The following is a 20,101-nucleotide window of genomic DNA, read 5'->3' as shown; positions in this document are numbered from 1 at the left end:
AGCCGCACGGCAGATTTGCCGCAATTACAGGCAACACGAATATCCCACAGGGTTTTCGTGTTGGCGGCTAGCGGAGTCTTATCAGCGGCACCCCCTGCCGGGGAGGGCTCGGGTATACTGCCGCGTTTTGCGCTCCCTGCTCGTATTGCGGTGGTCTGGCAATGCGCTCTTACGTTTTGTTTAAGCAGATGTGGCTGTCCTGAACCAGCCTGTGCAGGGATGTTTCGGTAGATTTTTGGAGTTTTTATGCTCGAACAGGCTCAACGCGTCCTCAAGGACATCTTCGGCTACGACAGTTTCCGTGGCCGTCAGGGTGCAATCATTGAGCGCGTGGCCAGCGGCGGTGATGCGCTGGTGCTGATGCCTACCGGTGGCGGCAAGTCCTTGTGCTTCCAGGTCCCGGCGTTGCTGCGCGAAGGCCTGGCGGTGGTGGTGTCGCCGTTGATCGCGCTGATGGACGATCAGGTCGCCACCCTCGAAGAGCTGGGCGTGGCCGCTGCGGCGCTGAACTCCACGTTGAGCGCCGAACAGCAGCGCGACCTCGCGGCGCGGATCAAACGCGGTGAAGTGAAGATGCTCTATCTGGCGCCCGAGCGTCTGGTGCAGCCGCGCATGCTGTCGTTCCTGCAAGGCTTGAACATCGCCCTGTTCGCCATCGACGAAGCGCACTGCGTGTCGCAATGGGGCCATGATTTCCGCCCGGAATACCTGCAACTGGGCCAGTTGGCGGAAATGTTCCCTGACGTACCGCGCATCGCCCTGACTGCCACCGCCGACAAGCGTACCCGCGAAGAAATCGTCACCCGCCTGCACTTGCAGAACGCCGAGCGTTTCCTGTCGAGCTTCGACCGCCCGAACATCTTCTACCGCATCGTGCCCAAGGAGCAGCCGCGCAAGCAGTTGCTGGCGTTCCTTGCCGAACGCCGCAGCGATGCCGGCATCGTCTACTGCCTGTCGCGCAAGAAGGTCGAGGAAGTCGCCGCGTTCCTCAGCGAGCAGGGCTTCCCGGCGCTGCCGTATCACGCCGGTTTGCCCAACGATTTGCGCGCCTATCACCAGAAGCGCTTCCTCAACGAGGAAGGCCTGATCATGGTCGCCACCGTGGCGTTCGGTATGGGCATCGACAAGCCCAACGTGCGTTTCGTCGCGCACCTCGATCTGCCGAAATCCCTGGAAGCCTATTACCAGGAAACCGGGCGCGGCGGCCGTGATGGCCTGCCGGCGGATGCGTGGATGGCTTACGGTCTGCAAGACGTGGTGATGCTCAAGCAGATGCTGCAGAACTCCGAGGGCGACGAGCGCCACAAGCGTCTGGAGCAGCACAAACTCGATGCGATGCTCTCGCTCTGCGAAGAAACCCGCTGCCGCCGGCAGACGCTGCTGGCGTATTTCGACGAAGACATGCCCGAGCCGTGCGGCCACTGCGACAACTGCGTCGACGGCGTGCAGACCTGGGACGCCACCGAGCCGGCGCGCCAGGCACTGTCGGCGATCTATCGCACCGGCCAGCGCTATGGCGTCGGCCATCTGGTGGACGTGTTGCTGGGCAAGGACAACGAAAAGGTCCGCAGCTTTGGCCATCAGCACCTGTCGGTGTACGGCGTCGGCAAGGCGCTGAGCGAGAGCGAGTGGCGCTCACTGTTCCGGCAACTGGTGGCGCGTGGTCTGGCCGACGTCGATCATGAAGGCTACGGTGGCCTGCGCCTGAGCGATACCTGCCGGCCATTGCTCAAGGGCGAGGTGAGCCTGGAGTTGCGCCGCGACCTCAAGCCGCAGGTCACCGCCAAGACCGCGAGCAAGAGCCCGGCCAGCCAACTGGTGCGTGGCGAAGAGCGCGAACAGTGGGAAGCCTTGCGTGCACTGCGGCGCAAACTCGCCGAAGAGCATGGCGTGCCGCCGTACGTCATCTTCCCCGACTCGACCCTGCTGGAAATGCTCCGCAGCCAGCCGACCTCGCTGGCCGACATGGCGCGGGTCAGCGGTGTTGGTGCGCGCAAGCTGGAACGTTACGGCGAAGCCTTCCTCGAAGTGCTCGGCGGCGAGGCCGAGGCGCCGAAAGTGGTGGCCGATGTGCGTCACGAACTGATCACCCTGGCCCGCGCCGGCATGACCCCGGTGCAGATCGCCGGGCAGTTGCAATGCTCGGAAAAGAACGTCTACACCATGCTCGCCGAGGCCATTGGCAAGCAACAGTTGTCGCTGGAGCAGGCGCTCGATTTGCCTGAAGAACTGATGGGCGAAGTGCAGGACGCGTTCCTCGACGGCGAGGGCGAGTTGCCGTCGGTCGCCGAAGTGGCCGAGCTGTTCGCCGGTCGCGTTCCGGAAGGCGTTCTTTACTGCGTAAGGGCTGCGCTGCAATCGGAATTCGAAATGTAAGAGGGCGATTGCGCCAACCGTCAGGCAGTTGTAACGATTCAGTACAGGTCGGCTCTTGCCTATAGCCAAATGTCATGCTTAGCTGACTAATAATTAGTTTTTCTCTATTTGTCAGTCTACTCATGAGTGTTTTATGCCGTTAACCGATCAACACCGCTTTGGCATGCAATTGGCCCAGATGTCTCGTGGCTGGCGTGCCGAACTGGATCGCCGGCTGGCCGGTCTGGGCTTGTCCCAGGCGCGCTGGCTGGTGCTGCTGCATCTGGCGCGTTTCGAAGACGCGCCGACCCAACGTGAGCTGGCGCAAAGCGTCGGTGTCGAAGGGCCGACCCTCGCGCGCTTGCTCGACAGCCTGGAAAGCCAGGGCCTGGTGCAACGTCAGTCGGTGATGGAAGACCGCCGGGCGAAAAAAATCGTGCTCTGCGCCCCGGCGCTGCCGCTGATCGAACAAATCGAAACCATCGCTACACAGTTGCGTCACGAATTGTTCGAAGGCGTCGACGAGGCGGATCTGAAGGTGTGCATGCGCGTTCACGGGCACATTCTGGGCAACCTGGAAAAATCTTGAGGCATAAACCGCGCGCCGGTTTTTTGAGGGATCGCGCAGAGCAGACTATAAGAACTACTGGGCAATATCGTGTTCGTACCGGATGTGCGAACGCATAGAAACCGGTTTTGCTTATTTAAGGGATGCTCATGCTCGCAAGTCGGCACGTTGTACTGCGCGGTGGCGCCAGATGGCTGCTGGTCGCTGGTGTATTCAGCTATTCGACCTGGTCGATGGCGCTGGGGTTGGGGGACATTACCGTCCATTCGGCCCTCAATCAGCCGCTCAAGGCCGACATCGCCCTGGTGGATGCCGTGGGCCTCAGTGCCAGCGACCTCTCGGCCAGCCTGGCCACCGCGGATGAATTCGGCCGGGCCGGGGTCGAGCGGGTGTTCTTCCTCAATGACCTCAGGTTCACCCCGATCCTGCATGGCAATCGCCAGATGATCCGGGTGACCTCGCGCAAACCGGTCAATGAACCTTTTCTGAATTTTCTGGTGCAGCTCGATCAGCCCAATGGCCGCTTGTTGCGCGAGTACACGCTGCTGATCGATCCACCCGGATCGCCGAGTATCGTGCCGGCCACCGACGAGCCCGATCCACGTCCGCAATCTTCTGAATTTCCCACCGTCGAACCTGCCACGGCGGCGCCTCAGGCTGCTCAGGGCAAGCGCGACGCCGCCCCTTCAGCGCCACCCGCTCCGGCGGCGCCAGCCAACGATGCCGTGGCCGAGCAATTGGCGGCCAGCGTGTTGCTCAATCAGCAGTTGCAGAAGACCGTGGACGAACTCAACGCCAGACTGCAGGCGCAAGATGTGCAGATTGCCGACGGCAAAAAGCAGGTCAGTGATCTGCAAACGCGTTTGAGCGAATTGCAAAAGCCAGCGGCACCGGCCGTTACGCCGCCAACACCCGCGCCGGTCACCACCGCGCCTGAAGCTGCCGACGATGGCCTCAACTGGCCGCTGCTCGGTGGCTTGCTGATGCTGCTGGGATTATTGGGTGCCGGGCTGTTCGTACGACGTCGGCGGCAACTGGTGGAGGGCGCGGCGCCACTGGCAGCTCTGCCGGCAGATCGGCAAACAGATCCTGAAGACCCGCCAACCACTCAATCGGCGAGCATCCGCGCAGCCACCGAACACCGTGAAGAACCGGCGGCCGGCGATGTGCTGGAGGCGGTGGGGATCTATCTGGCTTATGGGCGTTTGAGTGAGGCGGTCGGGTTGTTGCGCAATGCCATGGACAAGGAGCCCGAGCGCACCGAATTGGGTGTGCAATTGCTCGAAGTGCTGGGGCGGCAGGGCGACAGCGCTGCTTATGAACAACAGGAACATCGCCTGCGTGATGCCGGGGTGGATCCTCAGCAACTGGCCGCGATCCGTGAACGGCATCCAAAATTGACCGGCGCTGCGCCGATAACCCCGGCAGTGCCGATGGTCGCTGCCGCAGCGGTGGCGCAGGCGCCCGAGGATGATTTCGAATTGAATCTGGGTGAGCTGTCGATGGCGTCCAGTTGGGATCTTGAGGGCAGTCGCTCTGCACCTGAGCAGCACCCGGATCTGTCTGCATCGAACTCAGGACTTGAGATCCTGCCAGCAGACTTCGAGTTACCCGAAACCAGGGCCAGCGAAGAGGCGGAGCTGGAGTGGATCCCCGAACCGGACGCGCAGCCACTGGACGATGACTTTCTCAATGCGTTCGGCGATCCTCCGTCCACTCTGGCGCTGGAGCCGCTGAGCTTGCAGGAGCCGGAACCTGCTGTCGGGTCAGTGAAGCTCGAACAGGCACAGACCTGCATTGATGATGGGGATATCGACAGTGCGATTGCCTTGCTTAATGAGTTGCTCAAGGAAGGGGATGAACCCCTCAAGCAAACGGCGCGGACGTTATTGGCGGGGATTCGCTGAAGGTTGAGTCAGCGGAATTGTTCGCTGACTGAACTATCGCCTTCGCGAGCAAGCCCGCTCCCACAGTTGGAATGCGTTTCAGTGTGGGAGCGGGCTTGCTCGCGAAGGCGGCCTGGCAGGCAATATAGATCCACCTGAATGATCAGAATGTCTGCCCCAGATTCAGATAAACCGCCTGCTCGTTCGCATCATTCAAGCCATAGGTGAAGTTCAGCGGCCCCAACGGCGTATCGAAGCCGATAAACACGCTGGCGGCATTGATGTAGCCGCTGTCGAATTCATTGTCGTTGTTCCACGCCCGCCCACGCTCCAGCGAAGCCCCGGCATACAGCGGGAAATCGAGCGGCAAATAAGAGCGTGGCGTCAACCGGCGGTAGTACACCGCGCGCATCAGGCTGACGTTCTGCCCGGAAATCGAATCCTCGCGAAAGCCCGATAACTGTCGCGCACCGCCGAGCAGGAAGCTCGACGTCACCACATTGGCATCGTCCAGCGTTCGGCCATAACGGCCGCCGAGAATCAGCGTATCCGGGCCACGGCTCATGGCTTTATCGAGCTTGAATTCCCACTGCCGGTAGCGCGTGTCCGAGCCGAGGCCCGGTTCGAATTGCATCAGGGTCAGGCTGACGTCCTTGCCCTCGTGGGGGAAGTAGACGTTGTCCAGCGAGTCGAACGAGTACTTCAGCGAGTAGAACCCTTCAGTGAAGTTTTCTCTCGGCAAGTCCTGATCGCCGATGCGCACATCCGCTTTGCCCCAGGCCTCGCCGACCCCGAAGCGGATTTCACCGTTATTGCCGATCTGCCGGCCGAAATTGAGGCCGAAACCGTAGCGTTCGACGCGGTATTGGGCGATCGGGTCGTTGTCGAGCACAGCATCGACGTTCTGCGCTTCAAACGCAGCATACGGGGCGACGAAGTAGCGCGAGCCAACGTCCAGCGGCTGATAGAACTCGGTGTAGAGCTCCTGTTTGTCGCCGATTTGTGCGCGGGTCAGCCATTCCGCGCCGAGGCGGTTGATGCCGTTGATGCGGTAGCTGGCGCCGAGGTTGAAGGCGCTGTCACCGCGCATATCGTCTGACAGGTTCAGGCCGACCCGCAGGTAATCGGTGCCGCTGCGTTTGCCCCGGGCGCTGATCACCAGCGTGTGATCCTGGCCCTTGTGCACCACGCGGTACTGCACCTGTTCGAAGTAATCCAGGCCGTACAGCGTACCCATGTCCGAGTGCAGTCGGCCCAGGTCCAGCGGCTCGCCGATCGGCTGACGGATGTAATAGCGAATCACCTCATCGCCGACTTTCGAATCGTTCTCGACCCTGATCGCGGTGATGATCGGCGTGCGCTGGCCCGGGGCGCGGGCCGCATTGAGTTCGGCGTCTTGAGATTCGTGAGGTCTGAGCTGAGCGAGGCGGGCGTCGAGAATCCGTGTGGCGCGGTAACCGGCGTCGATCATTTCCTGGGCCTTGCCGAAATCGGTCACGCCGAATGCCGCCAGCGCTGGCTGGATCAGCACGTCGCTGGGTTTGAGGGCGGCCAGTTGCTCTTCGGAGTTGCGCCGGGTCATCAGGGTGATCGACTGGTTCAGCACATCGACCACGGTCGTCAGTTGTTTGCGGTTGCGCAGCGGCGTACCGATGTCGACCACGATTGCAACGTCGACACCCATCTCCCGCGCGACGTCGAGCGGGATGTTGTCAGTCATGCCACCGTCCACCAGCAGCCGCCCGTCCAGTTCGACCGGGGCAAACACCGCCGGAATCGACATGCTGGCGCGGATCACCTGCGGCAGGTGGCCTTTGCGGAACACCACTTTTTCGCCATTGGCGATGTCGGTGGCCACGGCGCGGAAGGGAATCGGCAGTTTGTCGAAGTCGCGGGTGTCACTGGTGTGCGCCAACAGGCTTTCCAGCATCAGCGCCAGGTTCTGGCCCTGAATCACCCCCAGTGGCAGGCCGAGGCTGCCATCATCGCGAAAACTCAGTTGCTGTTTCACCAGAAAGTCGCGGTCGTCCTGCTTGCGGCGAAACGGCACGTCTTCGCGGGGCGGTGCGTCGGACAGCGCCTGCTGCCAGTCGATGTTCAGCGCGAGTTTTTCCAGTTCATCGATCTTGTAGCCCGAGGCATACAGGCCACCGACCACCGCGCCCATGCTGGTGCCGGCAATCGCATCGATCTTGATGCCTTGCTCCTCAAGCGCCTTGAGCACGCCGATGTGCGCCAGGCCACGGGCGGCGCCACCGGACAGCACCAGGCCGACTTTCGGGCGGGGCGCTTCGGCGGCATGCACGGTGACATTAGCAAAGAGGGGCAGGAAGCCAAGCAGCAGGCAGAACAGCAAACGGCGCATGGTGAGTCTCGGGGCAAGCGATAAAGCCGGCTATTATAGCGGCGCCCTCTGTCTCAGGAGTTTCAGCGAACATGTCTGCTGCAAAACCGGAAATCGTCATCACTTATTGCACCCAATGCCAGTGGCTGCTGCGCGCCGCGTGGCTGGCGCAGGAGCTGCTCAGCACTTTCGGCGATGACCTCGGCAAGGTCTCGCTGGTGCCCGGCACCGGCGGGGTGTTTCACATCAGCTGCGACGACGTGCAGATCTGGGAGCGCAAGGCCGACGGTGGTTTTCCAGAGGCCAAGGTGCTCAAGCAGCGGGTGCGCGATCAGATCGACCCTGAGCGCGACCTCGGCCACAATGATCGCACTCAGTGAGACGCGGCTTCGGCAGCCACGGTTTTCTTGTCGGCACTGCCTGACATCCGCGCCGAGACCACGATGGCGATGATGATCAGCGCCCCCCCGATCAGCATGCGCACGGTCGGGTTTTCATCGAACAGCAACCAGGCGACGGTGATTCCGTAGACCGGCTCCATGGCGAACACCACGGCGGCGGTGCGCGCCTTGATCACCGCGAGGCTGGCGACAAACAGGCTGTGGGCGACACCGGTGCAGAACACTCCGAGCAGGCCGATCCACAGCCAGTCCAGCGCTCGCACTTCGCTCAGTTGCGGGGCAGCGACCGGCAGCAGACACAGCGCCACCACCACGTTCTGGCACAGCGCGGCCTGCACCGCCGGAATCCGTCCAGAGCTGGCGCGGTTGGTCAGCGACAGCAGGGCGAACAGCAAGCCCGACAGCACCGCCCAGAGCAACCCGGTGGTGGCGCCGCTGGCCAGATCGAACGCCGGGGTCACCAGCACCAAACCGACGCTGACCAGCACCACCAGCACGATTTCATTGGCGCGGATGCGTTCGCGGAAAATCAGCCCTTCGAGAATCACCGTGAACGCCGGGAAACTGGTAAAGCCCAGGGTCGCGATGGCCACGCCGGCGACCTTCACCGCGATGAAAAAACTCACCCAGTGCCCGGCCAGCAACACGCCGCTGAGCGCCAGACGCCGCCAGTCGACCGCCTGCAGTGTCCGCCAGCCGTGCTGACTGGCGAAGCGGGCAAAAAAGGCCAGGGCGAGCACGGCAAACGCTGCACGTCCGAAGACGATCACCGCCGGCGAGGCGGCCGCGAGTTTGCCGAACACACCGGTCAGACCGAACATTAAAGCGCCGATATGCAGGGCGCCGAGGGCGGTACGCGGAGTCATTGCAATCCTTAATCCGAACACGGTTTCAATGTTGCCCATTGAAACGTGTTGCGGCGCAGAAGTCTGTCGGCGAACTAGCGTTTTTTGTCGCAGGAGTCGCGGCGCAACTGCCCCGGCGAAGCGCCGAACTCGCGCAACACCGCCGCCGCGAACGCGCTTTGCGAACTGTAGCCGACCCGACTGGCGATCTCACCGATCGGCAGTGCCGTGTCGCGCAGCAGGCAAACCGCCTTGTGCAGCCGCCGGCTGCGAATGTAGTCCATCGGCGTCTGCCCGCATTCCGCCATGAACCGTGCGTGCAGCCGGGCGCTGGACAGCCCGGCGATCTGCGCCAGATCGGCCACCTGCAGCGGGTAGGCGGCGTATTGTTCGATGTGCGCATCCAGCGCTGCGTAGGGCAGGCGCCGCGCCGAATGTTCGGCAGGTCTGGCGTGATTCAGGCTGGCCAGCAGCAACACTGCGCCTTGCTGGGCGATCAGCGGATCGCTGACTGGGCTGTGCGCCAGCCAGTGGACCAACTGGCTTTGCCCGGCATCAAGCGACAACCGCGCAGGCTGGTCGAGCAAGCGCTGACTGGCGTCGGCGTGCTCGCCCAGCGAATCGTTCAGCCATGGCCCGTCGGGTACGTCCAGCACCAGACAACGGCTGCCATCGGGGCTGCCGCAGGCGTGATGCGCGCCGCCTGGAACCACCACGAAACTCTGCTGACGCACCTGGCTGCCCTGACCCTCGACTTCGAAATCCAGCGCGCCGGACAGCCCGAACACCAGTTGCGCGTGGTCGTGGCTGTGGACGATCAGGTCGTGGGTGTATTGGCGCAGGGTGAGGATCGGGCGCATGGCAGAGGTCTCCGAAGTGAGCGCCAGTCTACACCGGGGTGACGGGCTTGCGCGCTGTCACACGACTGACGCCTGTCTGTCATGGTCGATTCACCCGGTACGTGCACAGTGGCGAAAACATCGCAGAGGGTTGCCCATGACCAGCGCCGAGCTCGCCAAACCCAGCCGCAAACAACGGGTGCGTACCTTGTGGATTTCCGACGTGCACCTGGGCACGCGGGATTGCCAGGCCGAGCACTTGTCGCAATTTCTCAAGGGCTACCACGCCGACAAGATCTATCTGGTCGGTGACATCATCGACGGCTGGAAGCTGCGCGGTGGCATGTACTGGCCGCAGGCGCATACCAACGTGATCCGTCGCCTGCTGACCATGAGCAAGCGCGGCACCGAGGTGATCTACGTCACCGGCAACCATGATGAATTCCTGCGCCGTTATTCGAAGCTGATCCTCGGCAACATCCAGTTGGTCGACGAGGCGGTGCACGTCACGGCGGATGGCCGGCACCTGCTGGTGATCCATGGCGACCAGTTCGACGTGATCACCCGCTACCACCGTTGGCTGGCCTTCCTCGGCGACTCGGCCTACGAGTTCACCCTGACCCTCAACCGCTGGCTCAATCACTGGCGAGCGCGTTATGGCTACGGCTACTGGTCGTTGTCGGCGTACCTGAAACACAAGGTGAAGACGGCAGTGAGCTTCATCAGCGACTTCGAAGAAGCCATCGCCCACGAATGCGTGAAACGCGAGTTGCACGGCGTGGTCTGCGGGCACATTCACCATGCCGAGATCCGCAAGGTCGGCGAGGTGGATTACCTCAATTGCGGCGATTGGGTGGAATCGTGCACGGCATTGATCGAGCACTGGGATGGCACGATCGAGCTGTATCGCCTGGCGGATGCGCAGGCGCGGGAGGCACAGCTCAAGGCGGCCAAGGTTGCCGAGATTGCCTAGACCCCAGATATCTCCTGTGGGAGGGGGCTTGCTCCCGAATGCGGTGTATCAGTAAGTATATGTTTATCTGACACACCGCCTTCGGGAGCAAGCCCCCTCCCATGTTGAGTTGTGGTGTTCTCAGGCCGGGCTGTGTTCTTCCATCGCCGCCTTGTAGATCGAGTGCTTCGGCTGGGCAAACAACCGCTCCAGCATCGGCTCGAAGAAGCTCAGCGGCAGGGTTTCATAGGCCGGGTCGAACGCCGCCGCGTCGTACCTAGCGCAAAATTCCGCCGTGGCCTGATACTGCGGATGCGCGGCGAATTGCTCGCGCAGATGCCGATCCATGCCCAGGTGATGGAAGAAGTAGTAGCCCTGAAAGATGCCGTGCTTTTCGACCATCCACAGGTTCTCGGCGCTGACGAACGGTTTGAGAATCGCCGCCGCGATGTCCGGGTGGTTGTAGGAGCCGAGGGTGTCGCCAATATCATGCAGCAGCGCACAGACCACGTATTCCTCGTCACGCCCGTCGCGATAGGCGCGGGTCGCGGTTTGCAGCGAATGGGTCAGGCGATCCACCGGGAAGCCGCCGAAATCGCCTTCGAGCAACTTCAGGTGCGCGATGATCCGCGACGGCAATTGCCGAGCGTAGGCGCTGAAGTCGGCGGCGATGATCGCCCAGTCTTCCTGCGTGCCGTCCTGCATGTGAGTGAAGCGGGCATTGGCGTTCATCGGCAAGCCTCCTGATGGGTCGGGGTTCAGAACGCCACGCGGCCGAGGATCATGTCGCGGTACATGACGAAATCGCCGAGCAGGCTGTACAGCGGATGCTGGAAAGTCGCCGGACGGTTCTTTTCAAAGAAGAAGTGGCCGACCCAGGCAAAGCTGTAACCGGCCAGCGGCAGGGCCAGCAACAGCAGCCAGGCGCCTTTGGCGATGGTCATGGCCAGAATGAAAATCACCAGCGTGGTGCCGATGAAATGCAATCGTCGGCAGGTACTGTTGGCGTGTTCGCTGAGGTAATACGGGTAGAACTCGGCGAAAGTGTTGAATTGCTTGATGTTTTCCACGACTGCGATCTCTGTGGTTATTGTTCTGACGGCAAGTTGTTCGGCGGGTAGCTTATTTGAGTCTAGAGTGAACACTGGCATCAGCCAGTGACAATGGGCGCCACTTTAGTATCCTTCGCAAATCGGGTCGTAACATGCGATCCATCATGTAAAAGAATAACGCCATGAGCGAACGAACGACTTCTGCAAGCTGGGCGATGGGGATTGTCAAAGCATTGGAGATGGACGGCCTGGATTGCCGGGTACTGTTCAAGCAACTGGGGCTCGATTACGCGGCCCTGAATGATCCGGATGCGCGCTTCCCGCAAGATTCCATGACCCGCCTCTGGCAACGGGCGGTCGAGCTGTCCGGCAACCCGGCGATCGGCCTGAACATGGGCAAGGTGGTACGCCCGGCGTCGTTCCACGTTGCCGGCTATGCCTTGATGTCGAGCAACACCCTGGCCGAAGGCTTCCAACGCCTGGTGCGTTATCAGCGGATTATCGCCGAGAGCGCCGACCTGAGTTTTCGTCTGCTCGAAGAAGGCTATGCGCTGATTCTGACGGTGCATGGCGATCACCTGCCGCCAACCCGGCAGAGCGCCGAAGCCTCGCTGGCCTGTGCGCTTGGCCTGTGCGGCTGGTTGACCGGACGCACCCTGCACCCGGTCAAAGTGCTGTTTCAGGGTGACGAACCCGCAGACCTGCAACCCTACCGACAAGCCTTCCACGCGCCGCTGATGTTCAACGCGCCGTACGATGCGCTGATTTTCGAACGCGCCGACATGGAAGCACCGCTGCCCACCGCCAACGAAGCCATGGCGCTGCTGCACGACCGGTTTGCCGGGGAATACCTGGCGCGATTCTCTGAAAGCCGCGTGACCCACAAGGCGCGCCAGGTGTTATGCCGTTTACTGCCGCAGGGCGAACCCAAGCGCGATACCGTGGCGCAGACCCTGCATCTGTCGCAGCGCACCTTGCAGCGCCGTTTGCAGGAGGAGGGCACCAGTTTTCAGCAGTTGCTCGACGACACCCGCCGCGAACTGGCCGAGCAGTATCTGGCGCAGCCGAACATGACCTTGCTGGAGATTGCCTATCTGCTGGGGTTTGCCGATCCGAGCAACTTCTTCCGTGCGTTCCGCCGCTGGTTCGACACCACGCCCGGCGATTACCGGGCGCGGCTGTTGCAGGCGCCGGTCAGTGACGCCAAAAGGCCGGAATACACAGCACAAACACCGTAATGATCTCCAATCGGCCGAGCAGCATGCCGAATGACAGAATCCACTTGGCCGCATCCGGCAAGGTGGCAAAGTTGCCCGCCGGGCCGATGGTCTCGCCCAGGCCCGGGCCGACGCCGGACACGGTGCTGGCAGCGCCGGTCAACGCGGTCATCCAGTCGACGCCGAGCAGCGACAGCAGCAGGGCGATCACGCAGATGGTGATGGCGAAGAAGAACGAAAAGGTCAGGATCGAACGCACGATCTCTTCGTCGAGACGGTGGCCGTTGTACTTTTGCTTGATCACCGCGCGCGGGTGAATCAGCTGGTTAAGGTTGGCCTTGAGCAGGATGTAGGCGACCTGGAAACGGAAGATCTTGATCCCGCCCGCCGTCGAGCCGGAGCAGCCGCCGACAAAGCCCAGATAGAAAAACAGCATCAACGAGAAATTGCCCCACAGGCTGTAGTCGCCGAGGGCAAAACCAGTGGTGGTGACCACCGACGTTACGTTCAGCGCCACGTGCCGCAGCGCTTCCAGCCAGTGCAGCTTGGTGGTCCACCAATACCAGGTGCCGAGCACTAGCCAGGTCACCAGCAACATGCCGAGCAAACCCTGCACCTGCTGATCCTTGATCAGTGCCCGACGGTTGCCGCGCATGGTCGCCACATACAGGGTGAACGGCAGGCTGCCGAGGATCATGATTACCACCGCGACCCAGTGCACCGCCGGTTGCGTCCACTTCGCCAGGGACTGGTCGGAGGTCGAGAAACCACCGGTGGAAATCGCCGACATCGCGTGGTTGATCGCATCGAACGGGCTCATCCCGGCCCACCAGAACGCCAGGCTGCCGAGGATGGTGATACCGACGTAGGCTGCCACAATCAGGCGCGCCACCATGTGCGAGCGCGGCATGACCTTTTCCGAGCGGTCGGACGATTCGGTCTGGAACAGGCGCATGCCACCGATGCGCAGCAACGGCAGAATCGCCACCGCCATGCCGATGAAGCCGATGCCGCCGAGCCAGTGCAGCAGCGAGCGCCACATCAGAATCCCCGGGGACATGGTGTCGAGCCCGCTGAGCACGGTCGAGCCGGTGGCGGTGATGCCGGACATGCTTTCGAAGAACGAGTCGGTGTAGCTGATGTGCTGGGTCAGCAAAAACGGCAGCGCGGCGAAAATACACACCACCAGCCAGCTGCTGACGGTCAGCAGGTACATGTCGCGCGGGCGCAGGTGGATATGTTCGGGGCGGCCGGGGATCACCAGTGCGAGGCCGGCGAGGAAAGTGATCATGCTCGCCCAGAGGAACGACGGCAGATCGCCGGTGCGCTCGAAAATCACCAGGGTGGCCATGGGCACAACCATGGCGATGGCCAGGGTGATCAGGAAGATGCCGATGATGAAACCAATGATCCGTAAGGTCGGCAACGCCATGAAGTCCGCTCGGGCTGATGTAGGAAGGGCGCCATTCTACCCGTGGGGCAGGGCATGTAAACCGGCACCCTGTTGCCGGATACCGCTAGAATAGCCGCACATTTTTCTCAGGAGGTGGCCGATGCAGGCTCTCGACGCTTTGCTCAACCGTGTTTCCGTTCCACGTCTGGTCGAACCGGCCCCTACCGCCGAGCAGCGCGAAGCCCTGTTTGGCGCAGCCCTGCGCGCGCCGGATCACGGCCACTTGCAGCCGTACCGTTTCCTCACCGTCGAAGGCGCGGCGCGCGAGCAAATGGGCGAGTTGCTGGCTGAAGCGGCGCAGATGCAGGAAGGCGAAGTCACTGAAGCGATGATCGACAAGGCGCGCAACGGCCCGCTGCGGGCGCCGCTGGTGGTCGTGGTGATCGCGAAACTGCAGGATCACGTCAAGTATCCGAAGGCCGAGCAGTTGCTGGCGGCGGGGTGTGCGGCTCACGGGATTCTGCTGGCGGCGTACGCACAGGGGATTGGTGCGGTGTGGCGTACCGGTGATCTGGCTTATTCGGCGCACGTGGCCAAGGGGCTGGGCCTGGCTGAAGACGAACAAGTGATTGCCTTTCTGTACCTCGGCACGCCGCAGAAAGAACCGCGTGTGGCGGAGAAGGTTGATCTGGCCGCGTTCGTCAGCGCCTGGCCCGCCAAGGCCTGAGCCTTTGATGTCCATGTGGGAGGGGGCTTGCTCCCGAAAGCGGCGTATCAGACAAAACTATGTTGCCTGACACACTGCCTTCGGGAGCAAGCCCCCTCCCACATCTGTTTTACGGCTGCACGACAGCCCCTGGCACCAACGGCAATTCCAGGCTGGCGACAAACCCGCCCTCAGGATGATTGGCCAGCAGCAGGCTCCCGCCATGCCGCTCCGCCGCGCGCCTGGCAATCGCCAACCCCAGACCATGTCCCGGCGCCGTCTGACCCGGCGCCCGGTAGAACGGCTCGCCCAACTGGCTCAGATGCTCGGCCTGCACACCCGGCCCGTGGTCGCGCACACTCACCACAATTCGTTCGCCCTGACGCGTGGCCTGCATCTCGATTGCCTGATCCACCGGGTTGAAGCGTTGGGCGTTGCGCAAAAGGTTGTCGACGGCGCGCTCGATCATGGTTGGCCAACCGGTCAGCGTCAGGTGTGGTTCGGCATCCAGGCGCACGGTCTGCTCGGGTGAGCCGAGCTGGGCGTCCTTCTGCAAGGTGCCGAGCAGGGCGTTCAAGTCTACCGCTTCGGCACTGGCGTTGTCGGCATCGACTCGCGCCAGCACCAGAATCTCGCTGATCAGCGCTTCCAGCCGATCACATTCGCGGGTCAGGCGTGGCCAGAGCTTTTCCCGTTCTTCCGGGTTGGCCCGTTCCGCCAGTGCCAGCGCAATCCGCAGTCGCGCCAAAGGTGAGCGCAGTTCGTGGGACACATCGCGCAGCAACTGGCGCTGACTGCCGATCAGGCTTTGCAGGCGCGCGCCCATGCGGTTGAAGTCGTTGGCCAGCACGCCGAACTCATCGCGACGGTTGGCCAGTTTCGCCAGGCTGTTCTGCTGATAGGTGGTCTGCCCCAGATCATGCACCGCACCGCGCAAACGGCTGAGCGGGCGGGTGATGGAGAAGGTCACCAGCAGGCTGAACAGGGTCAGCACCACCAGCGCAATGCCCAGCGCACTGAGCGGCCAGAGCAGACTTTCGCGGTGCCAGGCGTCGAGCTCCGGGTGCGGGATGCGGAAGATGAACAGATAGGTGTCGCCGGTTTTTTCGCTGGTGAATTCGTCGGTCAGGCGCCGCCAGGGCAGGCGTCGGTCATCGTTGTTCTGCCGGGCTTCGAAGGCGGCGGCGCGACGCGGGAAGGTGCCACGCACCACCGGGTCGCCGCTTTCGTTCAGCACCTGCACATCGATGTGATATTGGCGTTTGCGCTGTTCGAGGATGTCCTGCGCGGCGTCTTCGCCCTGGGCTTCGTAGGTTTGCGTCCATTCGGCGGCCAGAGTGTTGAGGCCGGGATGGCGGCTGAGGATCCACGCGTCCTGGTTGAGCATGTGCCCGAGCAGAATCGACAGCCCCGCCACCAGAGCAATGGCCAGCCAGAAGCTCGCGAGAATACGCCAGAACAATGAACGCACAGAAAATCCTCAATCAAACAAAAAACTCAACAATGTGGGAACGGGCTTGCTCGCGAATGCGGTGTGTCAGTCAACATTACTTTGTCTGATACACCGTATTCGCGAGCAAGCCCGCTCCCACATTTGGATTGAGTGGCAACAGAACCGACGGCGCTTAGCCGTCGGATCCGAGGTTATCGCATTATTGCGCTTTTTGCGGTTGTTGCGCTTTCCACGCTTTGAACTCGGCCCATTCGGCGCGGCGTTCAGCCTGTTTCTTCTGAATCTCGTCGAATTTCTTCTGTTGATCCGGTTTCAGCAGGTTGCGTACGTCAGCTTCGGCTTTCTTGTGGTTGGCGGCCATCTCGTCTTTCATGGCTTTCTGGTCAGCCGGCGAGAGTTTTTCCAGGTACTTCTCGACTACCTGGCGACGCTCATGCATCTGCTCGCCCATGATCTTGCGGATCTGATCACGTTGTTCACGGGACAGGTCGAGTTGGCTGTACGGGCCTTTGCCGTGCTCGCCGTGCATCTGACCGCCGTGGCGTGGGCCGTCGAGCGGGCCACCCATCGGGCCGCCATCCTGTGGCACAGCCATGGCGACGGTTGGCAGAGCGGCAGCGAACATCAGAGCGATAAGAGTCTTGCGCATGGTGTATCTCCTTGTCTCGTTCCCGGTACGTTCCGGATGAGTTCAGATTACGGAGATCAAGGTCAGCGGCGGTCAGCGCTGCGTAAAGCTTGGGTAAAGACGCTTCGTACCCTGCCTGACAAATATCACTGGCACTCCGCCTGTGGCGCGGGAGCAAGCTCCCTCGCCACATATAGCATTCAGGCAGGTATTTCCCGATTTACAGGCTGTAGTAGTAACCGCGGCTGCGCAGGGCGACGATTCGCGGGCGACCGTCGGGGTGGGGGCCGATCTTCTTGCGCAGGTTGCTGACGTGCATGTCGAGGCTGCGGTCGTACAGGGTCAGCTTGCGGCCGAGGGCCAGTTGCGCCAGTTCCTGCTTGTCCAGCGGTTCGCCGGGCTGCTTGAGCAGGGCTTCGAGCAAACGACTTTCGGAAACGGTGAGAGTCAGTTCTTTCTCGTCGATGCTGACCACGCCGCGCACCGGGCTGAAGCTCAGGTCGCCCAGTTCGAGCTGGGTCGACACGGCAGCCGGGTGACTGCGGCGCAGCACGGCGCGCAGGCGCGCGGTGAGTTCACGCGGATCGCAGGGTTTGGCCAGGTAATCGTCGGCGCCCAGCTCCAGACCGAGGATGCGATCCAGCGGTTCGCCACGGGCCGAGAGCATCAGCACTGGCAAGTCGGCGTGTTCGCTGCGCAATTGCTTGAGCAGCTCCAGACCGCTGCCGTCGGGCAGCATCACGTCCAGCACCACCGCCGCCGGGGCAGATTCGGCCAACGCTTTGCGCGCGCTCTGGCCATCGTGGCAGGCGCGTACCTGGAAGCCTTCCTGGCTCAGCCAGCTACTCAGGAGTTCGCACAACTCCTGGTCATCATCAATCAGTAACAGCTCGCTCATGACTCACTCAATTTAGCCATTGCCGACGTTTTCGGCTTGCTCCACTGGCAAAGATACCGCACAGCAGCGCCAATAGCGCTACCCCGGCGCCGGTGACGAACCATTGCTGCTGTTCGGTCAACAGACGCGGCAATGGACTGGCCTGGGCTTCCTTGAGTTGCAGCTTCAGGCGCTGGTTCTCCTGACGCAACCGGGCAAGCTGGGCGCTTTCGCGGGTGTTATCGGCATTTTGCAGTTGTTTGCTCAGTTCTTCCCGCTGCTGCTCGCTGGCCTTCAGGCGCTGCTGCAGTTCGGTAATCTGACTGCCGGCACTTAACGACAATGGCGTGGAGCTGCCGCTTTCGGTGGTTTCCTCACCATGGGCGGGCGCCATGATCGACAACGTGACCCACATCAGACACAACGGACCTTTGCGCATTGCGATTCCTGCTTGCAAATGGATATTGGGCAGGTTGTCGGCAGGCAAACGAGAATAATGAGCGATTGAGAGCGGTTAGAGCCGGGAAGGTTCAGTGCTTGGAGTGGGTTGAGTGTGGCGAGAGAGCTGTTGTGGTGAGGGGATTCAGCGAAACGTCGCACCGCCCCGATGGGCTGCGAAGCAGACCTGAAATGGGAGCATGCGGTGTGTCAGGCACACCGCATTGGATGGCTTTGGGTTGCTGCGCAACCATCGGGGATAAATCCCCTCGCCACAGAGCCCCTCCACATTCCTTGGTTACGGCAAAACTTGCTTGAACGGCTTGACGATCACGTTGGCGTACACGCCGGCGGCGATGTACGGATCGGCGTCGGCCCAGGCCTGGGCGGCGCTCAGGGAGTCGAATTCGGCGACGATCAGGCTGCCGGTGAAACCCGCAGCGCCCGGATCATTGCTGTCGACCGCCGGGTGCGGGCCGGCCAGTACGATGCGGCCTTCGCCCTTGAGCACTTGCAGGCGTTCGAGGTGGGCCGGGCGCGCGGCGAGGCGGGCTTCGAGCGAGTTGGCGACGTCGGTGGCAATGATTGCGTAGAGCATGTCAGTCCTCGGTTTTTGGCGTTGTGGTATCGGCGTCATGCAGATGGCGGGACAGGTAGATGCCCTGACCGACCAGGAACAGCACGGTCATGCCCAGGCTGCCGAACACCTTGAAGTCGACCCAGATGCTCTGGAAGGTGAATGCCACGAACAGGTTGGCAGCGCCGCAGAACAGGAAGAAGGCGATCCAGGCGATGTTCAGGCGGGTCCAGACCGGATCCGGCAGGGTCAGCGCGTGGCCCATGATGCGTTTGATCAGCAGGCGGTCACCGATGAAGTGGCTGCCGATGAAGGCCAGGGCGAACAGCCAGTTGACCACCGGGGCTTTCCATTTGAGGAAGGTCTCGCTGTGGAAGGCCAGGGTCAGGCTGCCGAACACCAGGCAGGCGATCAGGGTCAGCCATTGGCTCTTTTCCAGCTTGCGCTGTTTGATGAACAACGCGCCGTAGACCACCAGGGAGCTGATGATCAGCATCGCCGTGGCGCTGTAAATACCGCCTACAGTGACTTCGTGACCGGCGATATCGACAACCCGTGGATCAAGTTTGTAAACGATGAAAAACAGCAGAAGCGGGATGAAATCGATGAATTGTTTCACAGTGAGAGCCAGAAGCTGGATGTGGCGGCATAATAACAAACATATGGGCGCGCGATAGCGCCAGCTGATTTGAGGTTACAACTCCCCGTGAATGTTGATTTGCACTGCCACAGCACGGCCTCCGATGGCGCCCTGGCGCCGGCGGTTCTGGTTGCGCGTGCGTTCGAAAACGGCGTGCGAGTCCTGGCGTTGACCGATCATGACACCCTCGAAGGCCTCGCCGAAGCGCGCAGCGCCGCCGAAGAACTGGGCATGCAGCTGGTCAATGGCGTCGAACTGTCCTGCACCTGGGGCGGCGCGACCATCCACGTGCTGGGCTACGGTTTCGACGTCAACGCCGCGCCACTGGTCGAGGCGATCGCCCGATTGCACGATGGCCGCTGGCTGCGGTCGGAAGAAATAAGCCGCAAGCTCGGCCTCAAAGGTATGCCCGGTGCCCTCGACGGCGCCCGGCAGATCCAGCAGGAGCTGGGCGACAGCGGCAACGCCCCGGCCCGTCCGCATTTTGCCGACTGGATGGTGCGTGAAGGTTTTGTAAAGGATCGCGCCGAGGCGTTCCGTAAATGGCTCGGCGCCGGCAAGCTGGGTGACGTCAAGCAGCATTGGCCGACGCTGGAAGACACCGTCGGTACCCTGCGTGCCGCCGGGGCGTGGGTCAGTCTGGCGCATCCGTGGCACTACGATTTCACCCGCAGCAAGCGCCGAAAGCTGATTGCCGACTATATTCAAGCGGGCGGGCATGCAATCGAAGTGGTCAATGGCCATCAGCCCGCGGAACAGGTCGGCAGCCTGGCAATCCTTGCCCGCGAGTTCGGTCTGCTGGTCAGCGCCGGCAGTGATTTCCATGGCCCTGGAGGCTGGTCCGAGATTGGCCAGTACCGGCCGGTTCCCGAGGACCTTCCACCCCTGTGGTGTCGGTTCAAACATGACACAGATATTGCCGCCGTCTGA

The 20,101-nt window shown here is 62.0% G+C and carries 20 protein-coding genes; 8 read left to right on the top strand and 12 right to left on the bottom strand.

The genetic code is table 11. The features are described 5' to 3' along the window. Positions 1-246 precede the first annotated feature (246 nt). The 3 genes from recQ (at position 247) to H043_RS0123975 (ending at position 4,830) form a co-directional block, all read left to right on the top strand. Positions 247-2,376 (top strand): DNA helicase RecQ, encoded by a 2,130-nt coding sequence (gene recQ / locus H043_RS0123985; RefSeq protein ID WP_027613989.1) that lies wholly within the window; start codon positions 247-249, stop codon positions 2,374-2,376. A gap of 133 nt (positions 2,377-2,509) precedes the next feature. Continuing rightward, complete coding sequence (locus H043_RS0123980; RefSeq protein ID WP_027613988.1) at positions 2,510-2,944, top strand: MarR family transcriptional regulator; 435 nt, start codon at positions 2,510-2,512, stop codon at positions 2,942-2,944. A gap of 128 nt (positions 2,945-3,072) precedes the next feature. After that, positions 3,073-4,830: a FimV/HubP family polar landmark protein gene (locus tag H043_RS0123975; RefSeq protein WP_027613987.1), complete on the top strand. Its 1,758-nt coding sequence runs from the start codon at positions 3,073-3,075 to the stop codon at positions 4,828-4,830. Between the two features lie 142 nt (positions 4,831-4,972). Here the strand turns inward: H043_RS0123975 and H043_RS0123970 are convergent, their stop codons facing one another. Further along, on the bottom strand, positions 4,973-7,174 hold the full coding sequence (locus tag H043_RS0123970; RefSeq protein ID WP_027613986.1) for a patatin-like phospholipase family protein: 2,202 nt from the start codon (positions 7,172-7,174) through the stop codon (positions 4,973-4,975). Positions 7,175-7,245: 71 nt separating this feature from the next. On the opposite strand from H043_RS0123970, the gene H043_RS0123965 reads away from it, so the two are divergent. Continuing rightward, entirely contained in the window at positions 7,246-7,533 is a 288-nt protein-coding gene (locus H043_RS0123965; protein ID WP_027613985.1) for a SelT/SelW/SelH family protein, read from the top strand. Here H043_RS0123965 and H043_RS0123960 read toward each other — a convergent pair. Beyond that, positions 7,527-8,420 (bottom strand): DMT family transporter, encoded by an 894-nt coding sequence (locus H043_RS0123960; RefSeq protein ID WP_027613984.1) that lies wholly within the window; start codon positions 8,418-8,420, stop codon positions 7,527-7,529. The two genes, H043_RS0123965 and H043_RS0123960, sit on opposite strands and share 7 nt — an antisense overlap. Positions 8,421-8,494: 74 nt before the next feature. After that, positions 8,495-9,259 (bottom strand): AraC family transcriptional regulator, encoded by a 765-nt coding sequence (locus H043_RS0123955; protein ID WP_027613983.1) that lies wholly within the window; start codon positions 9,257-9,259, stop codon positions 8,495-8,497. A 136-nt stretch (positions 9,260-9,395) separates the two neighbouring features. On the opposite strand from H043_RS0123955, the gene H043_RS0123950 reads away from it, so the two are divergent. After that, entirely contained in the window at positions 9,396-10,211 is an 816-nt protein-coding gene (locus tag H043_RS0123950) for a UDP-2,3-diacylglucosamine diphosphatase (protein ID WP_007966031.1), read from the top strand. Between the two features lie 120 nt (positions 10,212-10,331). Here H043_RS0123950 and H043_RS0123945 read toward each other — a convergent pair whose 3' ends face one another. Both H043_RS0123945 and H043_RS0123940 read right to left on the bottom strand, forming a co-directional pair. Continuing rightward, entirely contained in the window at positions 10,332-10,922 is a 591-nt protein-coding gene (locus H043_RS0123945) for an HD domain-containing protein (protein WP_027613982.1), read from the bottom strand. Positions 10,923-10,948: 26 nt separating this feature from the next. Beyond that, positions 10,949-11,260: a DUF962 domain-containing protein gene (locus H043_RS0123940; RefSeq protein ID WP_003222750.1), complete on the bottom strand. Its 312-nt coding sequence runs from the start codon at positions 11,258-11,260 to the stop codon at positions 10,949-10,951. A 164-nt stretch (positions 11,261-11,424) separates the two neighbouring features. Here H043_RS0123940 and H043_RS0123935 point away from each other — a divergent pair, with 164 nt between their 5' ends. Continuing rightward, positions 11,425-12,480: an AraC family transcriptional regulator gene (locus tag H043_RS0123935; protein WP_202369364.1), complete on the top strand. Its 1,056-nt coding sequence runs from the start codon at positions 11,425-11,427 to the stop codon at positions 12,478-12,480. Here the strand turns inward: H043_RS0123935 and H043_RS0123930 are convergent. Continuing rightward, complete coding sequence (locus H043_RS0123930) at positions 12,437-13,891, bottom strand: TrkH family potassium uptake protein (RefSeq protein WP_027613980.1); 1,455 nt, start codon at positions 13,889-13,891, stop codon at positions 12,437-12,439. The two genes, H043_RS0123935 and H043_RS0123930, sit on opposite strands and share 44 nt — an antisense overlap. Before the next feature lie 121 nt (positions 13,892-14,012). On the opposite strand from H043_RS0123930, the gene H043_RS0123925 reads away from it, so the two are divergent. After that, positions 14,013-14,579, top strand: coding sequence for a nitroreductase family protein (locus H043_RS0123925; protein WP_027613979.1), 567 nt, complete (start codon positions 14,013-14,015; stop codon positions 14,577-14,579). 109 nt (positions 14,580-14,688) lie between these two features. On the opposite strand, the gene H043_RS0123920 is transcribed toward H043_RS0123925, so the two are convergent. From H043_RS0123920 to H043_RS0123895, 6 genes are all read right to left on the bottom strand, one after another. Further along, positions 14,689-16,029 carry a cell wall metabolism sensor histidine kinase WalK gene (locus H043_RS0123920; RefSeq protein WP_027613978.1) on the bottom strand — a complete coding sequence of 447 codons (1,341 nt, stop codon included), beginning with the start codon at positions 16,027-16,029 and terminating at the stop codon, positions 14,689-14,691. A gap of 181 nt (positions 16,030-16,210) precedes the next feature. Continuing rightward, a complete protein-coding gene (locus H043_RS0123915; RefSeq protein ID WP_027613977.1) occupies positions 16,211-16,660 on the bottom strand; it encodes a Spy/CpxP family protein refolding chaperone in 450 nt (149 codons plus the stop codon). 199 nt (positions 16,661-16,859) lie between these two features. Further along, positions 16,860-17,537: a response regulator transcription factor gene (locus H043_RS0123910; protein WP_007966021.1), complete on the bottom strand. Its 678-nt coding sequence runs from the start codon at positions 17,535-17,537 to the stop codon at positions 16,860-16,862. 7 nt (positions 17,538-17,544) lie between these two features. After that, complete coding sequence (locus H043_RS0123905; RefSeq protein ID WP_027613976.1) at positions 17,545-17,955, bottom strand: translation initiation factor 2; 411 nt, start codon at positions 17,953-17,955, stop codon at positions 17,545-17,547. A 297-nt stretch (positions 17,956-18,252) separates the two neighbouring features. After that, a complete protein-coding gene (locus tag H043_RS0123900) occupies positions 18,253-18,552 on the bottom strand; it encodes a YciI family protein (protein ID WP_007966019.1) in 300 nt (99 codons plus the stop codon). A gap of 1 nt (position 18,553) precedes the next feature. Then, on the bottom strand, positions 18,554-19,150 hold the full coding sequence (locus tag H043_RS0123895; protein WP_027613975.1) for a septation protein A: 597 nt from the start codon (positions 19,148-19,150) through the stop codon (positions 18,554-18,556). 87 nt (positions 19,151-19,237) lie between these two features. On the opposite strand from H043_RS0123895, the gene H043_RS0123890 reads away from it, so the two are divergent. Then, a complete protein-coding gene (locus tag H043_RS0123890) occupies positions 19,238-20,101 on the top strand; it encodes a PHP domain-containing protein (protein WP_027613974.1) in 864 nt (287 codons plus the stop codon).

Origin of the sequence: Pseudomonas sp. URIL14HWK12:I6, assembly GCF_000514195.1 — a bacterium.
GTDB classification, from domain to species: Bacteria; Pseudomonadota; Gammaproteobacteria; order Pseudomonadales; family Pseudomonadaceae; genus Aquipseudomonas; species Aquipseudomonas putida_A.
Note: the sequence above shows the minus strand (reverse complement) of the source record. Positions and strands in the feature narration are given on the sequence as shown.

Excerpts from the sequence above, each read along its gene's own strand:
- recQ (WP_027613989.1), top strand. The coding sequence starts at position 247 with ATGCTCGAACAGGCTCAACGCGTCCTCAAGGACATCTTCGGCTACGAC.
- H043_RS0123980 (WP_027613988.1), top strand. The coding sequence starts at position 2,510 with ATGCCGTTAACCGATCAACACCGCTTTGGCATGCAATTGGCCCAGATG.
- H043_RS0123975 (WP_027613987.1), top strand. The coding sequence starts at position 3,073 with ATGCTCGCAAGTCGGCACGTTGTACTGCGCGGTGGCGCCAGATGGCTG.
- H043_RS0123970 (WP_027613986.1), bottom strand. The coding sequence starts at position 7,174 with ATGCGCCGTTTGCTGTTCTGCCTGCTGCTTGGCTTCCTGCCCCTCTTT.
- H043_RS0123965 (WP_027613985.1), top strand. The coding sequence starts at position 7,246 with ATGTCTGCTGCAAAACCGGAAATCGTCATCACTTATTGCACCCAATGC.
- H043_RS0123960 (WP_027613984.1), bottom strand. The coding sequence starts at position 8,420 with ATGACTCCGCGTACCGCCCTCGGCGCCCTGCATATCGGCGCTTTAATG.
- H043_RS0123955 (WP_027613983.1), bottom strand. The coding sequence starts at position 9,259 with ATGCGCCCGATCCTCACCCTGCGCCAATACACCCACGACCTGATCGTC.
- H043_RS0123950 (WP_007966031.1), top strand. The coding sequence starts at position 9,396 with ATGACCAGCGCCGAGCTCGCCAAACCCAGCCGCAAACAACGGGTGCGT.
- H043_RS0123945 (WP_027613982.1), bottom strand. The coding sequence starts at position 10,922 with ATGAACGCCAATGCCCGCTTCACTCACATGCAGGACGGCACGCAGGAA.
- H043_RS0123935 (WP_202369364.1), top strand. The coding sequence starts at position 11,425 with ATGAGCGAACGAACGACTTCTGCAAGCTGGGCGATGGGGATTGTCAAA.
- H043_RS0123930 (WP_027613980.1), bottom strand. The coding sequence starts at position 13,891 with ATGGCGTTGCCGACCTTACGGATCATTGGTTTCATCATCGGCATCTTC.
- H043_RS0123925 (WP_027613979.1), top strand. The coding sequence starts at position 14,013 with ATGCAGGCTCTCGACGCTTTGCTCAACCGTGTTTCCGTTCCACGTCTG.
- H043_RS0123915 (WP_027613977.1), bottom strand. The coding sequence starts at position 16,660 with ATGCGCAAGACTCTTATCGCTCTGATGTTCGCTGCCGCTCTGCCAACC.
- H043_RS0123910 (WP_007966021.1), bottom strand. The coding sequence starts at position 17,537 with ATGAGCGAGCTGTTACTGATTGATGATGACCAGGAGTTGTGCGAACTC.
- H043_RS0123905 (WP_027613976.1), bottom strand. The coding sequence starts at position 17,955 with ATGCGCAAAGGTCCGTTGTGTCTGATGTGGGTCACGTTGTCGATCATG.
- H043_RS0123900 (WP_007966019.1), bottom strand. The coding sequence starts at position 18,552 with ATGCTCTACGCAATCATTGCCACCGACGTCGCCAACTCGCTCGAAGCC.